This is a genomic window from Pseudoroseicyclus sp. H15, assembly GCF_054353345.1.
Genome location: NZ_JBTHJE010000004.1, coordinates 14,379 through 35,368 on the forward strand (window position 1 = coordinate 14,379; position 20,990 = coordinate 35,368).

Annotated in this window: 20 protein-coding genes and 1 tRNA gene; 11 read left to right on the forward strand and 10 right to left on the reverse strand. The window is 68.2% G+C overall.

Annotated elements, in window-relative coordinates; genetic code table 11:
- The 3 genes from ACXN5S_RS09470 to cobA form a co-directional block, all read right to left on the reverse strand.
- Positions 1 to 1,218 (reverse strand): MFS transporter, encoded by a 1,218-nt coding sequence (locus ACXN5S_RS09470; protein WP_458605185.1) that lies wholly within the window; start codon positions 1,216 to 1,218, stop codon positions 1 to 3.
- Positions 1,219 to 1,267: 49 nt separating this feature from the next.
- Positions 1,268 to 2,548 (reverse strand): cobyrinate a,c-diamide synthase, encoded by a 1,281-nt coding sequence (locus ACXN5S_RS09475; RefSeq protein ID WP_458605186.1) that lies wholly within the window; start codon positions 2,546 to 2,548, stop codon positions 1,268 to 1,270.
- Between the two features lie 76 nt (positions 2,549 to 2,624).
- Complete coding sequence (gene cobA / locus ACXN5S_RS09480; protein ID WP_458605187.1) at positions 2,625 to 3,401, reverse strand: uroporphyrinogen-III C-methyltransferase; 777 nt, start codon at positions 3,399 to 3,401, stop codon at positions 2,625 to 2,627.
- 135 nt (positions 3,402 to 3,536) lie between these two features.
- Between cobA and ACXN5S_RS09485 the strand changes: the two genes are divergently transcribed.
- From ACXN5S_RS09485 to ACXN5S_RS09515, 7 genes are all read left to right on the forward strand, one after another.
- Positions 3,537 to 4,583 (forward strand): cobalt-precorrin-5B (C(1))-methyltransferase, encoded by a 1,047-nt coding sequence (locus tag ACXN5S_RS09485; RefSeq protein ID WP_458605188.1) that lies wholly within the window; start codon positions 3,537 to 3,539, stop codon positions 4,581 to 4,583.
- Positions 4,580 to 5,323, forward strand: coding sequence for a precorrin-6A/cobalt-precorrin-6A reductase (locus tag ACXN5S_RS09490; protein ID WP_458605189.1), 744 nt, complete (start codon positions 4,580 to 4,582; stop codon positions 5,321 to 5,323). Before ACXN5S_RS09485 ends, ACXN5S_RS09490 begins: the two co-directional genes overlap by 4 nt.
- Complete coding sequence (locus tag ACXN5S_RS09495) at positions 5,320 to 5,940, forward strand: DNA-3-methyladenine glycosylase family protein (protein WP_458605190.1); 621 nt, start codon at positions 5,320 to 5,322, stop codon at positions 5,938 to 5,940. Before ACXN5S_RS09490 ends, ACXN5S_RS09495 begins: the two co-directional genes overlap by 4 nt.
- Complete coding sequence (locus ACXN5S_RS09500; RefSeq protein ID WP_458605191.1) at positions 5,937 to 6,614, forward strand: alpha/beta hydrolase; 678 nt, start codon at positions 5,937 to 5,939, stop codon at positions 6,612 to 6,614. The genes ACXN5S_RS09495 and ACXN5S_RS09500 overlap by 4 nt, the downstream gene beginning before the upstream one ends.
- Positions 6,615 to 6,758: 144 nt before the next feature.
- Positions 6,759 to 7,508, forward strand: a complete 750-nt coding sequence (locus tag ACXN5S_RS09505; protein WP_458605192.1) for a GGDEF domain-containing protein — start codon at positions 6,759 to 6,761, stop codon at positions 7,506 to 7,508.
- Between the two features lie 119 nt (positions 7,509 to 7,627).
- Positions 7,628 to 8,365: a GGDEF domain-containing protein gene (locus ACXN5S_RS09510; protein ID WP_458605193.1), complete on the forward strand. Its 738-nt coding sequence runs from the start codon at positions 7,628 to 7,630 to the stop codon at positions 8,363 to 8,365.
- Positions 8,366 to 8,533: 168 nt separating this feature from the next.
- Positions 8,534 to 9,118 carry an HNH endonuclease gene (locus ACXN5S_RS09515; protein ID WP_458605398.1) on the forward strand — a complete coding sequence of 195 codons (585 nt, stop codon included), beginning with the start codon at positions 8,534 to 8,536 and terminating at the stop codon, positions 9,116 to 9,118.
- 53 nt (positions 9,119 to 9,171) lie between these two features.
- Here ACXN5S_RS09515 and ACXN5S_RS09520 read toward each other — a convergent pair whose 3' ends face one another.
- Positions 9,172 to 9,990 carry a LysR family transcriptional regulator gene (locus tag ACXN5S_RS09520; RefSeq protein WP_458605194.1) on the reverse strand — a complete coding sequence of 273 codons (819 nt, stop codon included), beginning with the start codon at positions 9,988 to 9,990 and terminating at the stop codon, positions 9,172 to 9,174.
- A 92-nt stretch (positions 9,991 to 10,082) separates the two neighbouring features.
- Between ACXN5S_RS09520 and ACXN5S_RS09525 the strand changes: the two genes are divergently transcribed.
- The 4 genes from ACXN5S_RS09525 (at position 10,083) to pgi (ending at position 14,146) form a co-directional block, all read left to right on the forward strand.
- Positions 10,083 to 10,289: a hypothetical protein gene (locus ACXN5S_RS09525; RefSeq protein WP_458605195.1), complete on the forward strand. Its 207-nt coding sequence runs from the start codon at positions 10,083 to 10,085 to the stop codon at positions 10,287 to 10,289.
- 97 nt (positions 10,290 to 10,386) lie between these two features.
- Entirely contained in the window at positions 10,387 to 11,841 is a 1,455-nt protein-coding gene (zwf, locus tag ACXN5S_RS09530) for a glucose-6-phosphate dehydrogenase (RefSeq protein WP_458605196.1), read from the forward strand.
- Positions 11,842 to 11,844: 3 nt separating this feature from the next.
- On the forward strand, positions 11,845 to 12,513 hold the full coding sequence (gene pgl, locus ACXN5S_RS09535; RefSeq protein ID WP_458605197.1) for a 6-phosphogluconolactonase: 669 nt from the start codon (positions 11,845 to 11,847) through the stop codon (positions 12,511 to 12,513).
- A gap of 10 nt (positions 12,514 to 12,523) precedes the next feature.
- Positions 12,524 to 14,146 (forward strand): glucose-6-phosphate isomerase, encoded by a 1,623-nt coding sequence (pgi, locus tag ACXN5S_RS09540; RefSeq protein WP_458605198.1) that lies wholly within the window; start codon positions 12,524 to 12,526, stop codon positions 14,144 to 14,146.
- A 138-nt stretch (positions 14,147 to 14,284) separates the two neighbouring features.
- On the opposite strand, the gene ACXN5S_RS09545 is transcribed toward pgi, so the two are convergent.
- The 6 genes from ACXN5S_RS09545 to ACXN5S_RS09570 all read right to left on the reverse strand — a co-directional run bounded on the left by ACXN5S_RS09545 (position 14,285) and on the right by ACXN5S_RS09570 (position 20,987).
- The gene (locus tag ACXN5S_RS09545; protein ID WP_458605199.1) at positions 14,285 to 15,316 is read right to left on the reverse strand and encodes a fatty acid desaturase; all 1,032 of its coding nucleotides are present in this window, start codon (positions 15,314 to 15,316) and stop codon (positions 14,285 to 14,287) included.
- Positions 15,317 to 15,451: 135 nt separating this feature from the next.
- Positions 15,452 to 15,525, reverse strand: a tRNA-Gly gene (locus tag ACXN5S_RS09550).
- Positions 15,516 to 17,375 carry a hypothetical protein gene (locus ACXN5S_RS09555; RefSeq protein WP_458605200.1) on the reverse strand — a complete coding sequence of 620 codons (1,860 nt, stop codon included), beginning with the start codon at positions 17,373 to 17,375 and terminating at the stop codon, positions 15,516 to 15,518. The genes ACXN5S_RS09550 and ACXN5S_RS09555 overlap by 10 nt, the downstream gene beginning before the upstream one ends.
- A gap of 146 nt (positions 17,376 to 17,521) precedes the next feature.
- Positions 17,522 to 19,570, reverse strand: a complete 2,049-nt coding sequence (locus ACXN5S_RS09560; RefSeq protein WP_458605201.1) for an ASKHA domain-containing protein — start codon at positions 19,568 to 19,570, stop codon at positions 17,522 to 17,524.
- Positions 19,571 to 19,905: 335 nt separating this feature from the next.
- The gene (locus ACXN5S_RS09565) at positions 19,906 to 20,580 is read right to left on the reverse strand and encodes a DUF1028 domain-containing protein (protein WP_458605202.1); all 675 of its coding nucleotides are present in this window, start codon (positions 20,578 to 20,580) and stop codon (positions 19,906 to 19,908) included.
- The gene (locus ACXN5S_RS09570; RefSeq protein WP_458605203.1) at positions 20,577 to 20,987 is read right to left on the reverse strand and encodes a RidA family protein; all 411 of its coding nucleotides are present in this window, start codon (positions 20,985 to 20,987) and stop codon (positions 20,577 to 20,579) included. Before ACXN5S_RS09570 ends, ACXN5S_RS09565 begins: the two co-directional genes overlap by 4 nt.
- Positions 20,988 to 20,990 lie beyond the last annotated feature (3 nt).

Here is a 20,990-nt window from a genome sequence, read left to right on the forward strand (position 1 = left end):
TCAGGCCTCTTTGGGGCGCATCACCAGCCAGATCAGCGCACCGCCGGCCAGCGCCAGCAGCGGGATCATGGCCAGGTTCACCGCGTTCCAGCCCTGCACCACATCGCCGCCCGAGCAGTTCATCAGCCCGCCCGAGGCGAGGCTGCCGAGCGTGACGCATCCGAACACGATCGCGTCGTTCAGCCCCTGCACGCGGCCGCGCTCCTCCGGCGTGTGGTGTGCGGCGAGCATTGTGGTGGCGCCGATGAAACCGAAGTTCCAGCCGATGCCGAGCAGCACCAGCGCACCGTAGAAATTGGCCAGCTCGACGCCGGCAAGGCCCGTCACTCCGGCGGCGGCGAGAATGGCAAGGCCGATCCCCATGATGCGCGTGGTGCCGAAGCGGGCGATCAGCGCGCCGGTGAAGAACGAGGGCACATACATCGCCAGCACATGCGCCGAGACGACGTCGGCGGCGGTATTGCGGCTGAAGCCGCAGCCCACGACGGCCAGCGGCGTCGAGGTCATCACCAGGTTCATCAGCGTGTAGGAAACCATGCCGCAGATGATCGCCACCACGATTGGCGGCGAGCGCAGGATCTCGCGCATGCTGCGCCCGCGCGAGGCGCCGGGCACGGGGGCTTGGGGCGGCAGGTCGAGCAGGGCGATCAGGCCGAGGCCGAGCAGGTTGAGCAAAGCGGCGACCAGGTAGGTGCCGATGAAGGGAATCGCGGTCGCCTCCGCCGTCACCTTCACCAGTTGCGGGCCGACGAGCGCCGCGATCAGCCCGCCTGCCATCACGTAGGAGATGGCTTTCGGGCGATAGGCGTCGCTGGCCCGGTCGGTTGCGGCGAAGCGGAAAAAGCCCTGCGCCGACATATAGATGCCGGTGAGGTAGCTGCCGGCGAGCAGCAGCGGGAACGAGCCGATCGAGATGGCCCAGGCGCCGAGCAGCGCGCCGAGCGCCCCGGCGAGACAGCCGATCATGAAACCGGCCCGTCGCCCGGCCTTCGCCATGAAGGGGCTGATCCAGGGGGCCGTGGTCATCGAGCCGAAGACGATGAGCGAGATCGGCAGGGTGGCGAGGCAGGCGTTGGGCGCCAGCATCTGCCCGGCGAGCCCGCCTATGGTGAAGAGCATCGGCATCTGCGCGCCGATCAGCGCCTGTGCCGCCACCAGCACCATGACGTTTCGACGCGCTGCGCGGTCGTCTTGCTGGGGATTGGCTGAGATGCTCATGCCTTTTCCGTTAGCCCCGGGGGCGGTTGGCAGCAAGAGCGCCCCGGCCTCATTTGCGGTCGATCAGGTGTGTAAAAGAGCCGCAGACCCGCCCGGCGCGTAGGCCCATGGGAGGCAGCTCCGTGCCTTCGGCGTCGCGGGCGGAGAAGAGGGGGTTTCCCTCTTCTTTCAAGGTGGTTGCGTAGTGAAATTCATGCGCCGCCCATGTGCCCTGGACCCAGCCGTGGTCCGCGCGGACTTCGCGGTAGCCAAGATGCAGCTTGCGGGCCGCGAAGGACGTCTCCAGCCGCAGCAACCCCGCCATCGCATGGCGCTCGCCTTCGGCATCGATCAGCCCGTTGCCGAGCGTCATGTATCCGCCACATTCTCCATAAATCTCAGATGTTTCTGAAGCGATCCTCAAGCTTTTCATGAATGTCTGCGCCCCAGCGAGCCGACCGGCGTGGAGTTCCGGATAGCCGCCCGGCAGATACACCACATCGGCCTCCGGCACGGCCTCGTTATCCAGAGGCGAGAACGTCCGGATCTCGGCCCCCTGCGCCCGCCAGTCTGCCAGCATATGCGGATAGGCGAAGGCGAACGCCTCGTCCCGCGCCACCGCGATCCGCTGCCCCGGTGGGCCCAGCCTCTTCGCCTCGCCCTCCGCCAGCGGTGCCGCCAGCGCCTGGAGCGCCTTCAGATCGACGGCCCCCGCCACGGTGTTTGCTGCCCGCTCGAGAAACGCCTCCAGGTCCGCTCGTTCACCGGCCTGCACCAGCCCCAGATGTCGCGAGGGATGGGCCAGGCCCGGGTCTCGCCGCAGCGCTCCCAGCACCGGCAACCCGAGCGGCTCCAGCGCCGCGCGCAACATCCGCTCGTGCCGGTCAGAGCCGACGCGGTTCAGGATCAGCCCCGCCAGCCGCAGCTCGGGGTCAAATCGCAGGAACCCCCCCACCAGCGCGGCCACCGAGCCGGCCATGCGCCCCGCATCCACCACCAGCACCACCGGCACGCCCAGCACCTTCGCCAGCTCGGCCGCCGAGCCGCGCCCCGCGGCGGGCGCTCCCGGCGCCGGCGCGCCGTCGAACAGCCCCATGGCCCCCTCGACGATGAGCAGCCCGTCTCCCGCCGCCAGCGCGCGCAGCCGCGGCGCCCCCATGGCCCAGGCATCGAGATTGCCGCAATCGCGCCGCGTCGCGGCGGCATGAAAGGCCGGATCGATGTAATCCGGCCCCGATTTCGCCCCCCGCACATCCACGCCTGCCCTCGCCAGCGCCCGCAAGAGCCCCAGCGTGACAATCGTCTTCCCCGCACCGGAGGAGGGCGCAGCGATCAGCAGCCCGCGCCCCATGCCCCCTCGCTTTTCTGCAAATATCCCGGGGGGGCCGTCAGGCGGGGGGCAGCGCCCCCCTCCACATCAGTCCCTCTCATTCCGCCAGCCAGTTCAGAATGGCCCGCTTCTCCACCACCCGGCCCACGCAGATGATCGCCGGCGGCGCGAGGCCCGAGGCAGCCAGATCGGCCTCCAGCGCGCCCAGCGTCGTCTCCAGCACTTGCTGCTGGGGCAGGGTGGCGTCGGTTACCACGGCCACCGGCTCGGCCGCCGGGCGGCCCGCGGCGAGTAAGGCTCCTGCGATCTGGCCGATGTGCTTCATGCCCATGTATATCACGAGCACCTCAGAGGCCTTTGAGATCGCAGGCCAATCCAGCTTGTCAGGAGCCTCGGCGCTCTGGTCGTGGCCGGTGATGAAGGTCACCGACTGGTTGACATCGCGATGCGTCACCGGGATGCCGGCATAGGCCAGCCCGCCGATCCCGGCGGAGATACCGGGGATGATCCGCATGGGGATGCCGGCGGCCTTCAGCGCCGCGCCCTCCTCGCCGCCGCGGCCGAAGACGAAGGGATCGCCTCCCTTCAGCCGCAGCACCCGGTGGCCGGCCTGCGCCAGCTCCACCAGCTTCAGCGAGATATCCGTCTGCTTGGCCGAGGGTTTGCCGCCGCGCTTTCCGGCGTGAAACAGCTCCGCCTGCGGTGCCATGGCCAGAATGTCCGGCCCGACCAGCGCGTCATGTACCACGACATCGGCCTGCCGCAGCCCGTTGAGGGCATGCAGGGTGAGCAGCCCGGCATCGCCGGGCCCGGCGCCGCAAAGCCAGACCCAGCCGGGTCTGAACTCCGGCCAATGATGCGCGGGCAGGTCCATGCGGGCTATATCGCGCCAATCGCGGCGGTTTTGAAGGCCCGGCGGCGGCGCCCCGCCGTGCAGAGGCGACATGGCCCCCGGGCAGGGCGTGCGAAACCGCTTGGCCGCGCGGGGCGCGCCGATATGATCCGCCCCATGAGCGCCCCCCCCAGCGACAAACCCCTCCGCCGAGGATGGACGACCGGCGCCTGCGCCACGGCGGCGGTCAAGGCCGCGCTGATGCGGCTCTGGGGCGGGGCCTTTCCGGCGGAGGTGTCGGTTCTTCTTCCCAAGGGCGAGCGGCCGGCCTTTGCGCTGGCGCACCGGCAGGCAGGCGAGGGCTGGGCCGAGGCGGGCATCGTCAAGGATGCTGGCGACGACCCCGATGTCACCCACGGCGCCCTCATCATCGCCCGTGTCGCCGCCAGCGCCGGCGGCGTGACCTTTCATGCCGGTGAGGGCGTGGGCATGGTCACCAAGCCGGGCCTGCCGATCCCGCCGGGCGAGCCCGCGATCAACCCGGTGCCGCGCAAGATGATGGAAGAGGCGGTCGCGGAGATGGCGGCTGAGTACGGCCAGCCGCCCGACATCGCCATTACCATCAGCGTGCCCGGCGGGGCAGAGATCGCCGCCCGCACCTGGAACCCGCGGCTCGGCATCACCGGCGGGCTGTCGATCCTCGGCACCACGGGCGTGGTGCGCCCCTTCTCCTGCGCGGCCTGGATCGCCTCGATCCATCGGGGGGTCGATGTGGCGGTGGCGACAGGCACACCCCATGTGGCCGGCTGCACCGGGGCCACCAGCGAGCGCGTGGTGCAGCAGCATTACGGCCTGCCGGATCACGCCATGCTCGACATGGGCGATTTCGCCGGCGGGCTGGTGAAATACCTCCGCCGTCATCCCGTGCCCCGGCTCACCATCGGCGGCGGCATCGGCAAGCTGGCCAAGCTGGCGCAGGGCGCGGTCGATCTGCATTCCTCGCGGTCGCAGGCCGATATGGGGCTGCTGGCCGACTGGGCCGGCGATCCCGCCCTCTCCAGCGCCAACACGGTGCTGGAGGCCTATGAGCGCGCCGGCCCACCCCTGGCCGAGGCGATTGCCACCCGCGCCCGCGCGCAGCTGGAGCTGATGCTCGCCGATGCACCGGTGGCGGTGGATGTGATCGTCGTCGACCGGGCCGGCGCGATCCTGGCGACCGCATGATCCTTCTGCTCGCCGGAACCGAGGAGGCGCGCCGCCTCGCCATGCTCCTCCGCGACGCCGGGATGCCCGCGCTCGCCTCCTTCGCCGGGGCGACCGCCGCCCCGCAGAGCCTCGGCCTGCCAGTCCGGGTGGGTGGTTTTGGCGGCGAGGAGGGCTTCCTGCGGTGCCTCCGCGAAGAGAGCATCACCGCGGTGATCGACGCCACGCATCCCTTCGCCGCGCGCATCGGCCCGCGCAGCCAGCGGCTCTGTGCCGGGGCCGGTGTGCCCTACCTGCGCCTCCTGCGCCCTGGGTGTCGCTCCGGGGGGGGCGACGACTGGCGCTTCATCGACCGGGCCGAGGAGGCGGCGGAGCTGATCCCCGGCGATGCCGTCGTCTGGCTCTCCGTTGGACCGCAAGCGCTGCCGGATTTCGGAAACCTGCAGGGCCGCCGCCTTCTGGTGCGTCGGATCGACCCGGTCGATGCGCCGTTCCCCTATCCCCCCGGCGACTGGATCATTGGCCGCCCCTCCGCCGACGCCAAAACCGAGGCGGCGCTGCTGTCCCAGCACCGGGTGACACATGTCGTCACCAAGAACTCCGGCGGGACAGCCGGTACCGGGAAGCTCGCCGCCGCGCGACAGCTGGGCCTGCCGGTGATCCTGCTGAACCGTCCGCCCGAGCCCACGCCCCGTGTCGAGACCCCCGAAGCCGCGCTCACCTGGCTGCACGAGACGCTCCCGCAAGGGGGCGGCGAGTGACCATCGACACCGAAGACGATCTCTCCGCCGGCCTCGCCGCCCTCATCGCGCAGGAACCTCGCTTCGCCGCCGCCCTCTCGCTCACCGGCCCTCCGCCCCTCCGGCGGCGCCCGCGCGGCTTCGCCACCCTTCTGCAGATCATCAACGGCCAGATGCTCTCCACCGCTGCCGCCTCTGCCATCTGGGCGCGCATCGAGGCCGCCGGCCTGCACGATCCCCGCGCCATCGCCGCCGTGGAGGAGGAGGCCCTCCGCGCCCTCGGCTTCTCCCGCGCCAAGGCCCGCTCCGCCCGCGCCATCGCCGAGGCCGCGCCAGACTTCGAGGCTCTGAGCACCCTCCCCGACAAGGACCTCCTGAAAACCCTCACCGCGCTCCCCGGCGTCGGCCTCTGGACAGCGCAGCTCTACGCCCTCACCGCCGAGGGCCGGGCCGATATCTTCCCCGCCGGTGACCTCGCCCTGCAGGAGGCCGCCCGCCTGCTCTTCGACCTGCCGGCCCGACCGGACAGCAAGGAGATGGCCGCGCTCGCCGCTGCCTGGTCGCCCTGGCGCGCAGTTGCGGCACGGCTGCTCTGGGCCTATTACGCCCATGCAAAGGGCAGGGCGGGGATATCATGACACGTGCACTACGGGCCGAGCGGGTCGAGCCGCAAAGCGGAGAGCTGCGCTCCGCCGTCATCTTCCTGCATGGCTACGGGGCCAACGGGGCCGATCTCATCAGCCTCTCCCAGCCCATGGGCGAGTACATGCCCGACACGCTGTTCCTCGCGCCAGACGCGCCCGAAGCCTGCGCCGCCAGCCCGATGGGCCTGCAATGGTTTCCCATCCCCTGGATCGACGGCTCGTCCGAGGAAGAGGCGAACGACGGGCTCGAGCGGGCCGCCGCCGATCTCAACGCCTTCCTCGACGGCGTGATGGTCGACGAAGACCTGCTGCCCGAGCAGGTGGCCGTCCTCGGCTTCAGCCAGGGCACCATGATGGCGCTGCATGTGCTGCCCCGGCGTGAAGACCCGGTGGCCGCCCTTGCCGCCTTCTCCGGCCGCCTGCTGCAGCCCGAGGTGCTGGAAGACGAAGCCATCAGCCGCCCGCCTGTGCTGCTGGTGCATGGCGATGCCGACGAGGTCGTGCCGCCCCAGGCTCTGCCCGAGGCGGCCAAGGCGCTGGAAGAGGCCGGCTGGACAGAGGTCTTCGCACATATCGACAAGGGCATGGGCCACGGCATTGCGCCAGATGGCCTTTCCGTCGCGCTGGCCTTTCTGCGCGAGCGGCTGGGCTATTCCGGCGGCGCCTGAACCGGCTCGCCCCGCGCCCGGCTGCCCGCCTCAGCGGCCTTGCCGAAAATTGTCTCTATTCGTCTTCCTATGGTCATGGTTTCGGTCTCGACAGCGCGCCCTTCGTGCCCTGTTTTCGGGGCTGTTGTCTGGAGTACGAGTTCAATGATTGACTACCTGGTCTACCTGATCGCTCCGCGGCGGCCGGCAGATTTCGTGCTGCGCGCGATCGGCGTTCTGGGGATCGTCAATCTGATCAATTGGGGGGTGAATGCCTGGTTCAAGGGCAGCACCGATCTCGCGCCCGTCGAATATCTCATCGCCACCGCCGTCGGCCTGCCTTTCGTGGTGCTCGCGCTCATGCTGCTGCAGCGCCAGCGCCGCCTGCAGGAGCAGCTCGCCAATATGGCCGTCACCGATATGCTGACCGGCCTCTACAATCGCCGCGGCTTCGAGGCCGCGGCCGAAGAGCGCCCGCCCGCGGCGCTGATCCTCGCCGACATCGATCACTTCAAGGCAATCAACGACAGCTTCGGCCATGCTGCCGGCGATGCCGGCCTGCGCCAGGTGGCCGACCGCATTCGCGCGACGCTGCGTGAGGATGAGACGGCCGGGCGGCTGGGGGGCGAGGAATTCGGCATCATGCTGACCAGGCCCGACAAGGCCCGCGTCGCCGCCATCGCCGAGCGGATGGTCAACCCTTTCCTCATTGAGCTCAACGATACCAACGCCGGCCCGCAGATGACGCTCTCCTGCGGCGCCGTCTTCGCCACCGAAGGGCAGGAGGGGCTGCATCAGATGCTCGCCAGCGCCGACCGTGCGCTCTACCGGGCCAAGTCGCAGGGCAGGGCGCGGCTGGTGATCGACGGGGCGGATGCCGGCGACAAAGGCGGGCCCATCGCCATTGCTCTGTGAATAACCTGCTGAAGAGCTGGGCATTGCGGCGCTAGCGCGTCGCTTTTTCCAACCTCTGGCGCCAAAAACGCCCTGGCTTGGCGATCTGCGCGTGCTAAAGGGACGCGCAGGAGAGTGCCTTGACCCGTTTCATTCGTATTCTTGCGCCACAGAGCTCTATCGGGTTCGCGGTGCGTTTTGCGATCTTCGTATGCGCAATTATCGGTTTCAACCTGCTTCTGAAGCTGTCGATCACCGGGCCCGCCGCTATCGATGTCGATGAAGACATCATCCTGACGGCCCTCGTCGCCACGCCCTTCACTGCCTTCGCTCTGGTTCTCGTCCAGCAGCTCTACCGGCTGCAATTGCAGCTCGCCGATCTGGCCGGCACCGACATGCTCACCGGGCTCCACAACCGCCGCAAGTTCTTCGAGCTGGTCGAGACCCGCGCCGGCCTGCCGGGGGGCACGCTGCTTTTGATCGACGTCGATCATTTCAAGCGCATCAACGATACCTATGGTCACGAGGTGGGTGACCTTTGCCTGCGCGCCATCGGCCGCCATCTGCGCGATGCGGTGCGCGACGGCGATCTGGTGGCGCGGCTTGGCGGCGAGGAGTTCGCCATCTATCTCGGCGGCGCCAACGCCGAGCTCGCCGGCACCATCGCCGAGCGGGTGATCGGCGCGCTAGAGGTCGAGGCAGAGCAGGATCGGCGCATCGTCATCACCTCCTCCGCCGGTGCGGCCGAGGCCTGGCCCGGCGCCACCATGTCGGATCTGATGCGCGCTGCCGATGCGGCGCTCTACCGCGCCAAGGAAGAGGGCCGGGCGCGGTTGGTCTTCGCCATCGGCCCCGGCCCGGCGAGCCGCGCCTCCTGACAAGCCCCGGCTTTGCCTGTCATGTGGGCGACATCTGCGCGTGGCATCCCGCTCTCGTGACCCGCAGCATGTTGAGCTTGCGAAGTCGAAGACGCCAGATATAGTCGATTGCAGGCCTCCGGGCGCCGGTGGCCAGATGCCAGTCGAACGGCAAGAGGGGTGCGCATGATGGAAGCGGAGTTCAGGACACATTTCGTCCGCAGCCCCGGCGCGTTGAAGGCGCATCCGGCTCTCGTGCTGAACGCCGATTACCGCCCGCTGAGCTATTATCCCTTGTCGCTCTGGCCCTGGCAGGAGGCCGTAAAGGCCGTCTGGCTCGACCGGGTGGATATCGTGGCGGAGTACGACGAGAGGGTGCGAAGTCCGTCGACGAGCATCAAGATCCCCTCGGTCGTGGTGCTGAAAGATTACGTGAAACCCCAAAAGCGCGTGGCCTTCACGCGCTTTAATCTTTTCTTGAGGGACGAGTTTCTCTGCCAGTATTGCGGCTCGCGGGGCGATCTGACCTTCGACCACGTCGTGCCCCGCGCCCGCGGCGGCGTGACGAGCTGGGAGAATGTCGTCGCCGCCTGCGGCACCTGTAACCTCAAGAAGGGCTCCAAGAGCCTCAAGCAGAGCGGCATGACCCTGCGCAAGCCGCCCCGCCAGCCCGGCGCCGAAGAGCTGCGCAACCACGGCCGCAAGTTCCCGCCCGGGCATCTGCATGAGAGCTGGCTGGACTTCCTCTATTGGGATGCCGAGCTGGAGGCGTAGTCCCGTCTACGAAAGCCACACCCCATAGCTCCGCAGGCAGGGCCACCGCCGCCCTAAACCAATATCGCTTCCACCATTTCGATCGCCCGCCGCACCGGCGGGTCGTGGCGTGCCTCGTGGTGGGTGACGAGCCATTCGTCATGGCCGATCTCGGCGATCTCGTCCGACTGGCGTTGCAGCCCCGGCTCGCCATCACCCACGAAGCACGGCAGCACGATCCGCCCCATGCCCGCCAGCGCCAGATCGAGCCCCAGCCGGATGTCAGACACAGATGTCAGGATCTCGCCGCCGTGGTTCGCCTTCACCCAGCGGTCCGAGGGTGTGGTCGCCGCATCCTCGGGCAGGGCGAGGAAGCCGGGCACATCGGGCCCCGTCGCATAGACCGCGTAGTCCACCCGTCGCGTGACCTTCCCGGCCAGCCAGCTCTGGTCGGGCCGGCGGTTGCGGATGCCGATATCCGCCTCGCGCCGGGCGATATCCACCCGTGCGTTGGAGGCGAGCAGCTCCGGCACCCAGCCGGCCCCGGCGCTCCACCGCCCGGCCAGGCCCCGCGCCAAAAACCGCGCCGTCCATGACCCGGCGGTGATGCGCACGCGTGGGGCAGGGCTCTCGGCGGCCGCCCAGCGGTCGAGCCTCTGGGCTGCGTCTCGCAGCGCCGCCGCCTCTGCCAGCAGCGCGCGTCCCTCGGCCGTGAGCGCATATCCGCGCTTACCGCGCACGAAGAGCCGGCGGGCCAGCGCCCGCTCCAAAGCCGTCATCCGGCGCGACAGGGTGGCGAGGCTGGTGCCTGTCGCCCGGGAAGCCCCCGCGAGGCCCCCGGCATCCGCCACGGCCACGAACAGGCGGAGGTCATCGAGTGAGTATCGTTCCATTCCTGCAAGTCCCGTTGCGCTCTTCGCGTCTGATCGCGCCCAAGAAGCAAGCCTATCTTCCCCTCATCATACCAAAAATGAGAGAGCCCGCCATGACCATCATTCCCGTCACCCTGCCGAAGCCGCCCACAAACGACCCGCTCACCGAACGCGAGATCATCGAGCGCCGCATCGCCCGCGCCCGCCACAATGCCCGCCGGCGCCGCAGGATTAGGCTCTACCTCCGCCTGCGTCGCCTCATATCGGTCGCCAGCCCCCGGCCACGGGTTGAAATTCACCGCGAGCCGGGCCAGTGCTAGACTTGCAGGGGCGGCGCCGGTATCCGGGCCGCGCTAGCGCTAACGAAGCGCCGCCCGAGGCCCCGAGGCCGGGGCCGCGCCCACGCCCGGAGTTCGCATGGTATCTCGCGTCATCCCCGTCGACACGTTCGATCTGGTCATCTTCGGCGGCACCGGCGACCTCGCCCGCCGCAAGATCCTGCCCGGCCTGTACCGCCGCTTCTGCGCCGGCACGATGCCCGAAGATTCCCGCATCATCGCCTCGGCCCGTTCCGAGCATGACGATGCCGAGTACCGGCAGATCGTCGAAGAGGCGATTCAGGAGTTCGGTGGCGAAGAGAAGAACGACGCCGAGCAGCTGAAGGCCTTCCTGCAACGACTGCACTATGTGCGTGTCGATGCCACGGGCGACGACGGCTGGGCCGATCTGGCCGAGATGATGCGCGACGGCGTGATCCGCGCCTTCTACTTCTCCGTCGGCCCGTCGCTCTTCGGCGCGCTGGCCGAGCGGCTGAACCGGCATGGCGTGGCGAACGATCAGAGCCGCATCGTGGTGGAAAAGCCCTTCGGGCGCGACCTTGAGTCCGCCAAAGAGCTCAACGCCACGCTCCGCAGCCATTTCCGCGAGGATCAGATCTACCGGATCGATCATTACCTCGGGAAGGAGACGGTGCAGAACCTGATGGCGATCCGCTTCGGCAACGTCCTCTTCGAGCCGCTGTGGAACAACCATTACATCGACCACATCCAGATCACCGTCGCGGAGACGGTGGGTGTGGGCGGCCGCGGCGCCTATTACGACAAGTCGGGCGCCATGCGGGATATGGTGCAGAACCACCTGATGCAGCTGCTCTGTCTCATCGCCATGGAAGCGCCGAGCCAGTTCGAGGCCGACGCCGTGCGCGACGAGAAGCTTAAGGTGATCCGCGCCCTGCAGCCGGTGGATTACCACCAGATCGTCCGCGGCCAGTATGACGGCGAAGACGGGGAGCCGAGCTACCGCGAGGATGCCGAAGATCCGCGCAGCTTCACCGAAAGCTTCATCGCCCTGAAATGCCAGATCGCCAACTGGCGCTGGGCCGGGGTGCCCTTCTACCTGCGCACCGGCAAGAAGCTGAAGGCGCGCACCTCCGAGATCGCCGTCGTCTTTCAGGATCTTGGCCATTCGATCTTCGAGGGCGACGAGAAGCGCCACCGCAACATCCTCGTCATCCGCCTGCAGCCCAACGAGGGCATCGACCTGCAGGTGACGATCAAGGAGCCAGGCCCCGGCGGCATGCGCCTGATCGACGTGCCGCTCGACATGACCTTCGCCGATGCCCTCGGGCCGGAAGCCGAGGATGTGCCCGATGCCTATGAGCGGCTCATCATGGATGTCTTCCGCGGCAACCAGACGCTGTTCATGCGGGGCGACGAGGTCGAGGCCGCCTGGGCCTGGACCGACCCCATCATCGCGGGCTGGGAGGCGCGCAACGACGTGCCCAAGCTCTATGAACCGGGCACGGCAGGGCCGGACGATTCCGCCATGCTGCTGCACCGCGACAACCGCCGCTGGCGCGAGATCAAGGCCTGAGACATGGAACTGGTAACTTACCCCGACGTCGAGATCATGATGATCTCCCTTGCCGACCGGCTGGCCAGCGAGCTGCGCCGCGGGCTGGAGCAGAACGACCGCGTCTCCGTCGCCGTGCCCGGCGGCACCACGCCCGGGCCGGCCTTCGATGCCCTTTCCGATACCCAGCTCGCCTGGGACCGGGTGGACGTGATGCTGACCGATGAACGCTGGGTGCCCGAAAGCTCGCCGCGTTCGAACACGCGCTTGCTGCGCGAACGGCTCTTCACCGGCCACGCGGCCGCGGCGCGGATGGTGCAGCTGCGCGCCGATACCGAGACGCCGGAAGAGGGGCTGCCGGCGCTGATCGAGGATGTCGAGGCGGCGCTGCCGCTGACCTCCGTCGTGCTTGGCATGGGCGAAGACATGCATGTCGCGTCCATCTTTCCCGGCGCCGACCAGCTTGACGAGGCGCTCCACGGCAAATCCACGCTGGTCGCCATGCGGGCGCCCGGCGCTGCCGAGCCGCGCATCACGCTCTCGGCCCGCGTGCTCAACCAGGCGATGAACCGGCACCTGCTCATCAAGGGCGCCGCCAAGCGCGAGGCGCTGGAGAAGGCCCGCCATATGAGCGCCGACGAAGCCCCCGTGGCCGCCATCCTGCGCGGCACCACCGTGCATTGGGCCGAATAGGCGCCCCGCCATGAGCAAGGAGAGCCCCATGTGGGATGAACTGAAGGCCCATCACGACGCGGTGTCGAGCCGCCGGATCGAGAGCCTCTTCGATGCGGGCGACGACAGGGCGGAGCACTTCTCGCTCAAGGCGCTGGGCATGCTCTTCGATTTCTCGAAGACGAATATCGACGCGGCGGGCCTCGGCCTGCTGATCGATCTGCTCGGCAAGGCCAGGGTCGCCGACCGGCGCGAGGCCATGTTCACCGGCGAGGCGATCAACGAAACCGAGGGCCGTGCCGTTCTGCACACCGCGCTGCGCAATCTCGATGGCGGCCCGGTGATGGTGGGCGGCGAAGACGTCATGCCCGGTGTGCTGGACGTGCTGAAGCGGATGGAAGCCTTTGCGGATGACGTGCGTTCGGGCGCCTTCAAGGGGCAGGGCGGGCAGATCACCGATGTGATCAACATCGGCATCGGCGGCTCCGACCTCGGCCCCGCCATGGGTTACCGGGCGCTCTCGCCCTATGCCGACGGGCCGCGCTGCCATTTCGTCTCCAACGTCGACCCCGGCGACATCGCCGAGGTGCTGCGCGCCTGCGACCCGGCGACCACGCTGGTCATCGTCGCCAGCAAGACCTTCACCACCATCGAGACGATGACGAACGCCCGCACCGCCCGCGCCTGGATGAGCGAGACGGTCTCCGAGCCCGCCGCGCAATTCGCGGCGCTCTCCTCGGCGGTCGACAAGACCAGCGACTTCGGCATCGACCCCTCGCGTGTCTTCGGCTTCGAAGACTGGGTGGGCGGGCGCTATTCCATGTGGGGGCCGATCGGCCTTTCCCTGATGATCGCCATCGGCCCCGAGGCCTTCCGCGCCTTCCTGCGCGGCGGCCAGGCGATGGACAATCACTTCCGCACGGCAGACTGGCACGAGAACATGCCGGCGCTGCTGGCGCTCGTCGGGATCTGGCACAACCAGATCTGCGGCCATGCCACCCGCGCCGTGCTGCCCTATGACAACCGCCTCGGGCGGCTGCCGGCCTATCTGCAGCAGCTGGAGATGGAGAGTAACGGCAAGAGCGTCAGCATGGATGGCGAGCCGCTCGCCACCAATTCCGGCCCCATCGTCTGGGGCGAGCCCGGCACCAACGGCCAGCACGCCTTCTACCAGCTCATCCACCAGGGCACCCGCGTGGTGCCAGCTGAGTTCCTCATCGCCGCCGAGGGACACGAGCCCGAGCTGCACCACCAGCACCAGCTCCTCATCGCCAATTGCCTCGCTCAGTCCGAGGCCCTGATGCGCGGCCGCTCGCTGGACGAGGCGCGCGAGAAGGTGGCGTCCAAGTTCTCCGGCGACGAGCTGGAGCGGCAGGCGGCACACCGCGTCTTCCCGGGCAACCGCCCCTCCACGACGCTGGCCTATCCCCAGCTGACGCCCGAGATGCTCGGCCAGATCGTCGCCCTCTACGAGCACCGCGTCTTCGTGGAAGGCACGATCCTCGGTATCAATTCCTACGACCAATGGGGCGTCGAACTCGGCAAGGAGCTGGCGACGGCTCTGCAGCCCATCGTCGAAGGCAAGGAAGAGCCCACGGGCAAAGACGGCTCCACCGCCGGCCTCGTCACCTTCCTCCGCCAGAACGGCGCCTAGAACGACCGAGGGGGCCCCATCCCGGCGCCCCCTCCCTTCGACTTCCAAATATCCCGGGGGGTCGCCATTGAGTGCGCCATTGGTTCAAGCACCAATGGCGACGGGGCTGGCCCCCCGGCCTCTCCACAAGCGCCAACGTCAGGCCGCTGCCTGCCCGCCCGCCGGCCGCGCCCGCTCCCACACCGCGTTGGGGAAGGGCACCAGCACCTTCTTGTCCTCGTCCCAGAGCTTCAGGCTGAAGCAGAACAGCGCCTCGCGCGGCTCGATGGTGGGCAGGTGGAATTGCTCGCGGGCGGCCAGGTGGCACTTGCGCAGGCGGTAGGAGGGGACGTTGGCGTTGAAGTGGTGGAGGTCGTGATAGGCGATGTTCGCCGTGGCGATATCCCACCAATGGCCGAAATCGAGCGCCGAGGAGCCCTTGAGCGCGGCGATGCGCGGCTTCAGCGTCGGCTTGCGGTCCCAGTAGGTGTGCTCGAAATTGTGCTGCAGGTAGACCTGCGCGACGCCAAGGATGGCCGCCACCACCACGGTGATCCCGTAGACGGCCAGCGCCGTCCAGCCGCCGATCAGCCAGATAACCCCCAGCCACACCGCCAGCCCGAGGTTCTGCACCATCACGCCCTGCCAGCCGACCTTCATGGTGTTCTTCGGCCAGCGGTAGCGCAGCGCGTAGGTGAGGGTGCCGCCGATGGGCAGCAGGAACAGCGGGTTGCGGAGCGTCCGGTAGGCGATCCGCTTGATCGGGCCGGCCTCTTCCCATTCGCGCACCGTCATCGTGTAGATCTCGCCGGTGTCGCGCATGTCGAGGTTGCCCAAGTGCGCGTGGTGGCGATTGTGATTGTACTGCATGGCCCGGTAGGGCGTCAGCGTGAAGAAGCTCAGCGCGATGCCGGCGATGTCGTTCTGCCGCCGCGTCTGGAAGAGCGTGTAGTGCCCGCAATCATGCTCGAGCACGTATAGCCGCACGCCGGCGAAAGCGTTGACGATGATGAGCGGGGCGGCCAGCCACCAATTGCCGGCGAGGGCCAGGGCGACGGCGCCGAAGAAGGACACGAAATAGGCGAGGAACGTCGCGCCATAGCTGATGGCGGCGATCTTGTTGTCGCGCTCGCACCATTGGCGGGTGAACTCGCGCAGCGCTCTTTCCTGGGCTTCCTGAATGTCGGTCATCGTCCTGCTTCCTTCCAGCACCGGGAAAAGGTTAATCGTTCCCTACGAAGAAATGCAATTCCCCGGCACTGCAGCCAAAGCGCGCAGCTGCGCTTCAGCACGGCGCCCGCAGGCTCAGATTGGAAGAGGGAGAATTGGAGCGGGTAGCGGGAATCGAACCCGCGCGTTCAGCTTGGGAAGCTGACAGGCTACCATTACATCATACCCGCCGCGCCGCTCGACTTATCACTCCCCGCAGCCTGCCGACAAGTCCCGTCTTCGCCTCGGGAGAGGCTGTTTCGGGCGCTGCGGCAGGGGCCTCTGCCACCGGGTCGATCTCGGCGATCTTGGCGCGGATCAGGTCGGCCAGGGCGACGTAGACATCGCGCTTGAAGTGGTTGATGCCCACCTCGTCGCTCTTGCCTGTGACGCAATCGCGCATGCTGACGAAATGGACCAGCGGGCAGCCGTCGAGCGCGGCGTGAACCATGCGGTTGATTTCGCCGTTCTGGCGGTACTTGGCGCGGTCGATCGTCTCGACGTCGTCGTAGAGGTCGATAACGATCATCGGCTTGCTCGTGGCTTCGAGCTTGGCACGCAGCTTGGCCAGATCCTGCTGGAACAGGTCGACGCCTTCGCCGACATAGTCGAAATTCGCCGCCACTTCCGCGTATTGTTCGGCCGCGACGGGGCGCACCTTGGCCACCTCCTCGAAGGGATAGGTGGTAAAATCCTCACTATTGAAGCTGTCGATGGAGATCGGGAAGACCAGCCCGGTGCGCTTGTTGCGGTACAGCTTGACCGTCTGTTCCAGCGAAAAGCTCCACACCAGCACATCGGCGCCACCCTCGAAGAGCTGCGAGCCGAAGGCGGCGAAGTCGATGCCGGCGAAGCTGTCGCTCAGCCCAAGGGCCTTCTTCGACTTCACGCGGGCCTCGGCCAGTTCGTCCTTCAGGATGAGGTTGCGCAGCATCGGCCGCTTGATGCCCCATCCGGCGGAGGGGTACTGAAACTCCTCCTCGGTGCGGAAATAAGGCCGCAGGTAATGGGTGGATTGCGCCAGCTCGCAGGGCCCGTGGAGGCAGACGCGCAGGTCGGATTGCGCCTGAGGCGTCTCTTCGGCCTCGGCATCCTCGACGACGGTGATCCAGTCGACGAGGGTCTCTTTCTCCAGCTTGCCGGCGACCGGCTCGGCAATCTTCAGCGGCGGGAACATGATCTGCTGGTAGACGAACTGCTCGACGCCCATGTTCAGCGCCCGGCACGAGAACAGGAAATGGCGCAGCCGGTTCGGCTTAACCGTCTCGTAGAAACCGCAGATGCCGTAATAGCCGTATTTGTCGCGCACCTTCACGTAGACGGCGTGGTTGGTGTGGGAATCGCGCACGTCTTTCTCATAGGCGGCGCGGGCGACGTTCACGTCCTCATCCCAGCGGTTCTTGGTGAAATTGAGCTGGTTGGTGCGGTTGACCAGATCGTGGATGCGGTCGAACTGATCGAGGATGTCGAAGTGGAACGACACGCGAATCTCGCAGCTGCGCAGAAATTCCATCGGCGCGTCAGAGGTGGTGATGGCATCGTGCTTGGTTTGCAGGATGCGGTAGCGGTCGAGCCGGCTCATCTCCTCGTCGGGCTTGCCCTTCAGGTTCGGGTGATCGAGCAGGGTGGGGATGACGCTCTCGTCGTCGACGTTGAGCCCCGGCACCAGCTCGCGCGCCTCGCCGCGGTTGAAGCTGTTATCGTCGAGGAACAGCACACTCGGAGCGCGCAGGCCCATGGCCTCGATCGTGGCCTGGATCATGCCTGACTTGTTGGAATAGCCGACGGCGGGGAAGACGAACCACTCCCAGAGGCCGTCCTGCTCCAGCCGGGCCTTCACGCGGGCCATGTCGTTCTTCGAGCAGATCGAGCTGACGATGCCGCGTTTGGCGAGCGTCTTCACGATCTCGATGTTCTCCGGCGGTATGGTGATGTCGCCCTCTTCGAGCGTGCCCTGCCAGAAGGTCTCGTCGAGATCCCAGATGACGAGCCGGATTTTCTCGGCATAGGTGCTCGTCTCGATGGTATCGGTGCCGTCCATGTCTGCTGCCCGCTCGTTGTCGATCTTTTCGGGCGCCTTGCCCGCTTGCCTGGCCGGTGGGGCGCTTATGCCGCCCGGCCTCGCGATGTTCTATCAAGCGGGGCGGGGCTTGAGAATAGCCCGCCGCCTGCTCGGCGGGGGCCGGCTCAGCCCCGGCGCCGCCGCCGCCCGCCCTCGGCCCCGCCGCCACCGCCGCCGGCGTTGAAGTTCACATCGGGCAGGGTGACGAGGCTGGTGAGGTTGGGGAAGGGCGCGGTGGCATGGGGGATCGCGTTGGCAGCGACGAAGTGCTCCTGGAAGCGCGGGGCGAGGGCCGTTTCGATCTTGGTGATCTGCCGCGCCAGCAGCTCGATCTCGGCTCGCGCGCCAACGTTGCAGAGGGCAATCCGCGCGCCGGTGCCGGCGGCATTGCCGGCACTGACCACTTTGTCCAGCGGCGCATCGGGGATCATGCCCAGCACCATGGCGTGCTTCGGAGAGATATGCGCGCCGAAGGCCCCGGCGAGCACCACCTTGTCCACCGCATCCACCCCGCGCTCGTCCATCAGCAGGCGGGCGCCGGCGTAGAGCGCCGATTTGGCGAGCTGGATGGCGCGGATGTCGCCTTGCGTGACCAGCACGCGGGCGCCGCCGGTCGCCGTGCCGTCATGGATGAGATAGGCATGCGTGCGCCCCTGCGGCTCGATGCGGTCAGAGCCCGTCGCCTCGGCCGAGCCGATGAGGCCGCGCGCATCCAGCAGGCCGGCGATGCGCATCTCGGCCACCGCCTCAATGATGCCCGAGCCGCAGATGCCGGTGACGCCGGTGGTGGCGATGGCTTCGGGGAAGCCCGGATCGTCCGACCAGAGGTCGCAGCCGATCACCTTGAAGCGCGGCTCTTTGGTGGCGGGGTCGATCTCGACCCGCTCGATGGCGCCGGGGGCGGCGCGCTGGCCGGAAGAGATCTGCGCGCCCTCGAAGGCCGGCCCGGTGGGGGAGGAGCAGGCGAGGACGCCGTGCGTGTCGCCCAGCAGGATCTCGGCATTGGTGCCCACATCGACGATCAGCGTCAGCTCTTCGGCGCGGTCGGGCCGCTCGGCCAGCGCCACGCCGGCGGCATCGGCGCCCACATGGCCCGCGATGCAGGGCAGCACGAACAGACGCGCCGCCTCGGCCATGCCGGTCAGCCCCAGCTCAGCGGCATCGAGCGAGAGCGACTCGGAGGTGGCGAGCGCGAAGGGCGCCTGGCCGAGCTCGACCGGGTCGATGCCCAGGAGCAGGTGGTGCATCACCGGGTTGCAGACGATCACCGCCTCAAGGATGTCCTTCGGCGCGATCCCGGCCTCTGTTGCCAGCGCCGCCGCCAGCTCGGAGAGGGCGCCGCGCACGACGCGGGTCATCTCGGCGGCGCCGCCCTCGTTCATCATCGAGTAGGAGACGCGGCTCATCAGATCCTCGCCGAAGCGGATCTGCGGGTTCATCACGCCGGCAGAGGCCTTGACGGTGCCGTCGCGCAGATCGGTCAGATGCGCGGCGATGGTGGTGGAGCCGAGGTCGATGGCCAGGCCATAGAGCCGGCCCTCGTGAAAGCCCGGCCAGATGTCGAGGATGCGATACGCCTCGTCGCGGTGGCCCTTGTGCAGGGCGACGGTGACCTTCCACTCGCCCTTGCGCAAAGCCGTCTGCAGGCGGGCCATCAGGGGCGGGGGGGCCGTCACCTTGTCGACACCCCATTCGGCGCGCAAAGCCTCAGCCAGACGCTGGAAGTCGCCGGTCGGCACATGCATGTCGGGCTCGGCGACCTCGACATAGGCCAGCTTGGTGGCCGGGTTCATGACGATGGGGCGGGCGTCGGCCTCTTTGCGCACGACCTGGCGATGCACCTGGCTTTCCGCCGGCACGTCGATGACCATGTCGCCCAGCACCTCGGCCTGGCAGCCGAGGCGGCGACCGGGCTTGAGGCCCCGGATGCGGTCATAGCGCTCTTCGACGGCGTTGATGGGCGAAAGGGCGCCATCCCGCGCCGTCAGCCCGAGCTTGGGGAAGTCGCCGAAGCTGGGCGAGACCTGGCATTTCGAGCAGATGCCCCGCCCGCCGCAGACGGAATCGAGGTCGACACCGAGCGAGCGGGCCGCGGCGAGAACCTTCGTCCCGGCCGGCACGCGCCCCCGCTTGCCCGAGGGCATGAAGACGACGAGGGGGTCCTGGGCGGCCATGGGCATCTCCTGAGCTTGCCGCCCTCACTAAGCACGCGCCCCGCCGCCCGCAATCGCCTGCAAGCGGCGCGCGGCAGGCAGGATGCGTCAGGGGAGGGGATGGGGCCCTCCTGCCGCTTGGCGCTATCGCTCCCGTCCCTCGCAAGGGTCGCGCCCGGCCCGTGGGTGGGCGGACGGAAGGTTTGAGCTGCGCGGTTTATCCCTGAAGCCCCGGACGAGCTTTAAGCTGTGAATGGCATCGCCGGACGCCCGCCCGTGGGGCGGGTCGGGCGCGGCCCGCGGTTGGTCACCGCGGGCCATCGGGTGGAGGGGGCAGAGCCCCTACGGCCCCGGCCTCAATCGTCCCCCGGCACACCATACGATGGCGCTCCGCCCGGGTTCTTTGCCCGCAGCACGTAATCCTCGACCTGCGGCTTGTAGACCTCCCAGGCGGCGGCGATGGCCTCGATCGGGCCTTCCTCCACCCAGTCGCAGCGCAGCTCGGCATAGGGCCATGCCTCTTCATGGGCGATCAGCATTCCCTCCGAATGCACCGGCCCGCCCTCTCCGCCCGCCTTCAACCCGGCCAGCATCGCCGCGATCAGCCGGTCGCCGAGCGCGCCCTTCGCCGCCTCGAACCCCGCGACCATCGCGGCAGGCACACCGTCATTGGCGAGCAGGTTGCCCCCCGCCGCACAATCCTGCCCGAAGGCCGAGGCCCAGATGCCCAGCGCCTTGGCGCCCGAGTGGATCGAGGTGTGGCCGCCCGCATCGACCGCCAGCACCTGCCGGTATTCCGGGTAATGCTCCTCCGCCATCGCGGCGATCACCGCCGCCGTCGCATCGAGGCCGCCTTCTATCCCGTCCAGCACCGCAGTCCCCAAGGCGGGGTTGGTGACGTTCTGGCTCGCCACCGCCCCAACGCCGGCCCTTGCGAAAGCGCAGCGTGCCGCGACGGCTGGGGAGGAGGAGGTGATGGCCATGCCGAGCTGCCCGGTGGTCGCGCAGCGGGCCACGATGGAAAACGTCATGGGATCACCGCCGTCGCATCGATCTCCACCAGCCACTCCGGTCGGGCGAGAGCGACGACCACCAACCCGGTGCAGACCGGATGCACCCCGCGGATGTACTCGCCCATCACCCGGTACACTGGCTCGCGGTGCCGCACATCGGTGAGGTAGACCACAAGCTTGCACAGATGCTCCATCTCGCCGCCCGCCTCTTCGATGAGCTGGCGGATGTTCTGCATCACCTTGTGCGCCTGCTCGGCCGGGTCGTGGCTGGCGATGTTCTCGCCGGTGTCCAGCTCCTGCGGGCATTGCCCGCGCAGGTACACCGTGCGCCCCGTCGCGACGACGCCTTGGGCCAGATCGTTGTCGAGCCGCTGCTCGGGATAGGTGTCCTTCGTGTTGAAGGGGCGGATGCGGGTGTGGGCCATTGG

Bases quoted from the DNA above. Each gene is read 5' to 3' on its own strand.
- ACXN5S_RS09470 (WP_458605185.1), bottom strand. From the start codon at position 1,218: ATGAGCATCTCAGCCAATCCCCAGCAAGACGACCGCGCAGCGCGTCGA.
- ACXN5S_RS09475 (WP_458605186.1), bottom strand. From the start codon at position 2,548: ATGGGGCGCGGGCTGCTGATCGCTGCGCCCTCCTCCGGTGCGGGGAAG.
- cobA (WP_458605187.1), bottom strand. From the start codon at position 3,401: ATGGACCTGCCCGCGCATCATTGGCCGGAGTTCAGACCCGGCTGGGTC.
- ACXN5S_RS09485 (WP_458605188.1), top strand. From the start codon at position 3,537: ATGAGCGCCCCCCCCAGCGACAAACCCCTCCGCCGAGGATGGACGACC.
- ACXN5S_RS09490 (WP_458605189.1), top strand. From the start codon at position 4,580: ATGATCCTTCTGCTCGCCGGAACCGAGGAGGCGCGCCGCCTCGCCATG.
- ACXN5S_RS09500 (WP_458605191.1), top strand. From the start codon at position 5,937: ATGACACGTGCACTACGGGCCGAGCGGGTCGAGCCGCAAAGCGGAGAG.
- ACXN5S_RS09505 (WP_458605192.1), top strand. From the start codon at position 6,759: ATGATTGACTACCTGGTCTACCTGATCGCTCCGCGGCGGCCGGCAGAT.
- ACXN5S_RS09515 (WP_458605398.1), top strand. From the start codon at position 8,534: ATGGAAGCGGAGTTCAGGACACATTTCGTCCGCAGCCCCGGCGCGTTG.
- ACXN5S_RS09520 (WP_458605194.1), bottom strand. From the start codon at position 9,990: ATGGAACGATACTCACTCGATGACCTCCGCCTGTTCGTGGCCGTGGCG.
- ACXN5S_RS09525 (WP_458605195.1), top strand. From the start codon at position 10,083: ATGACCATCATTCCCGTCACCCTGCCGAAGCCGCCCACAAACGACCCG.
- zwf (WP_458605196.1), top strand. From the start codon at position 10,387: ATGGTATCTCGCGTCATCCCCGTCGACACGTTCGATCTGGTCATCTTC.
- pgl (WP_458605197.1), top strand. From the start codon at position 11,845: ATGGAACTGGTAACTTACCCCGACGTCGAGATCATGATGATCTCCCTT.
- pgi (WP_458605198.1), top strand. From the start codon at position 12,524: ATGAGCAAGGAGAGCCCCATGTGGGATGAACTGAAGGCCCATCACGAC.
- ACXN5S_RS09545 (WP_458605199.1), bottom strand. From the start codon at position 15,316: ATGACCGACATTCAGGAAGCCCAGGAAAGAGCGCTGCGCGAGTTCACC.
- ACXN5S_RS09555 (WP_458605200.1), bottom strand. From the start codon at position 17,375: ATGGACGGCACCGATACCATCGAGACGAGCACCTATGCCGAGAAAATC.
- ACXN5S_RS09560 (WP_458605201.1), bottom strand. From the start codon at position 19,570: ATGGCCGCCCAGGACCCCCTCGTCGTCTTCATGCCCTCGGGCAAGCGG.
- ACXN5S_RS09565 (WP_458605202.1), bottom strand. From the start codon at position 20,580: ATGACGTTTTCCATCGTGGCCCGCTGCGCGACCACCGGGCAGCTCGGC.
- ACXN5S_RS09570 (WP_458605203.1), bottom strand. From the start codon at position 20,987: ATGGCCCACACCCGCATCCGCCCCTTCAACACGAAGGACACCTATCCC.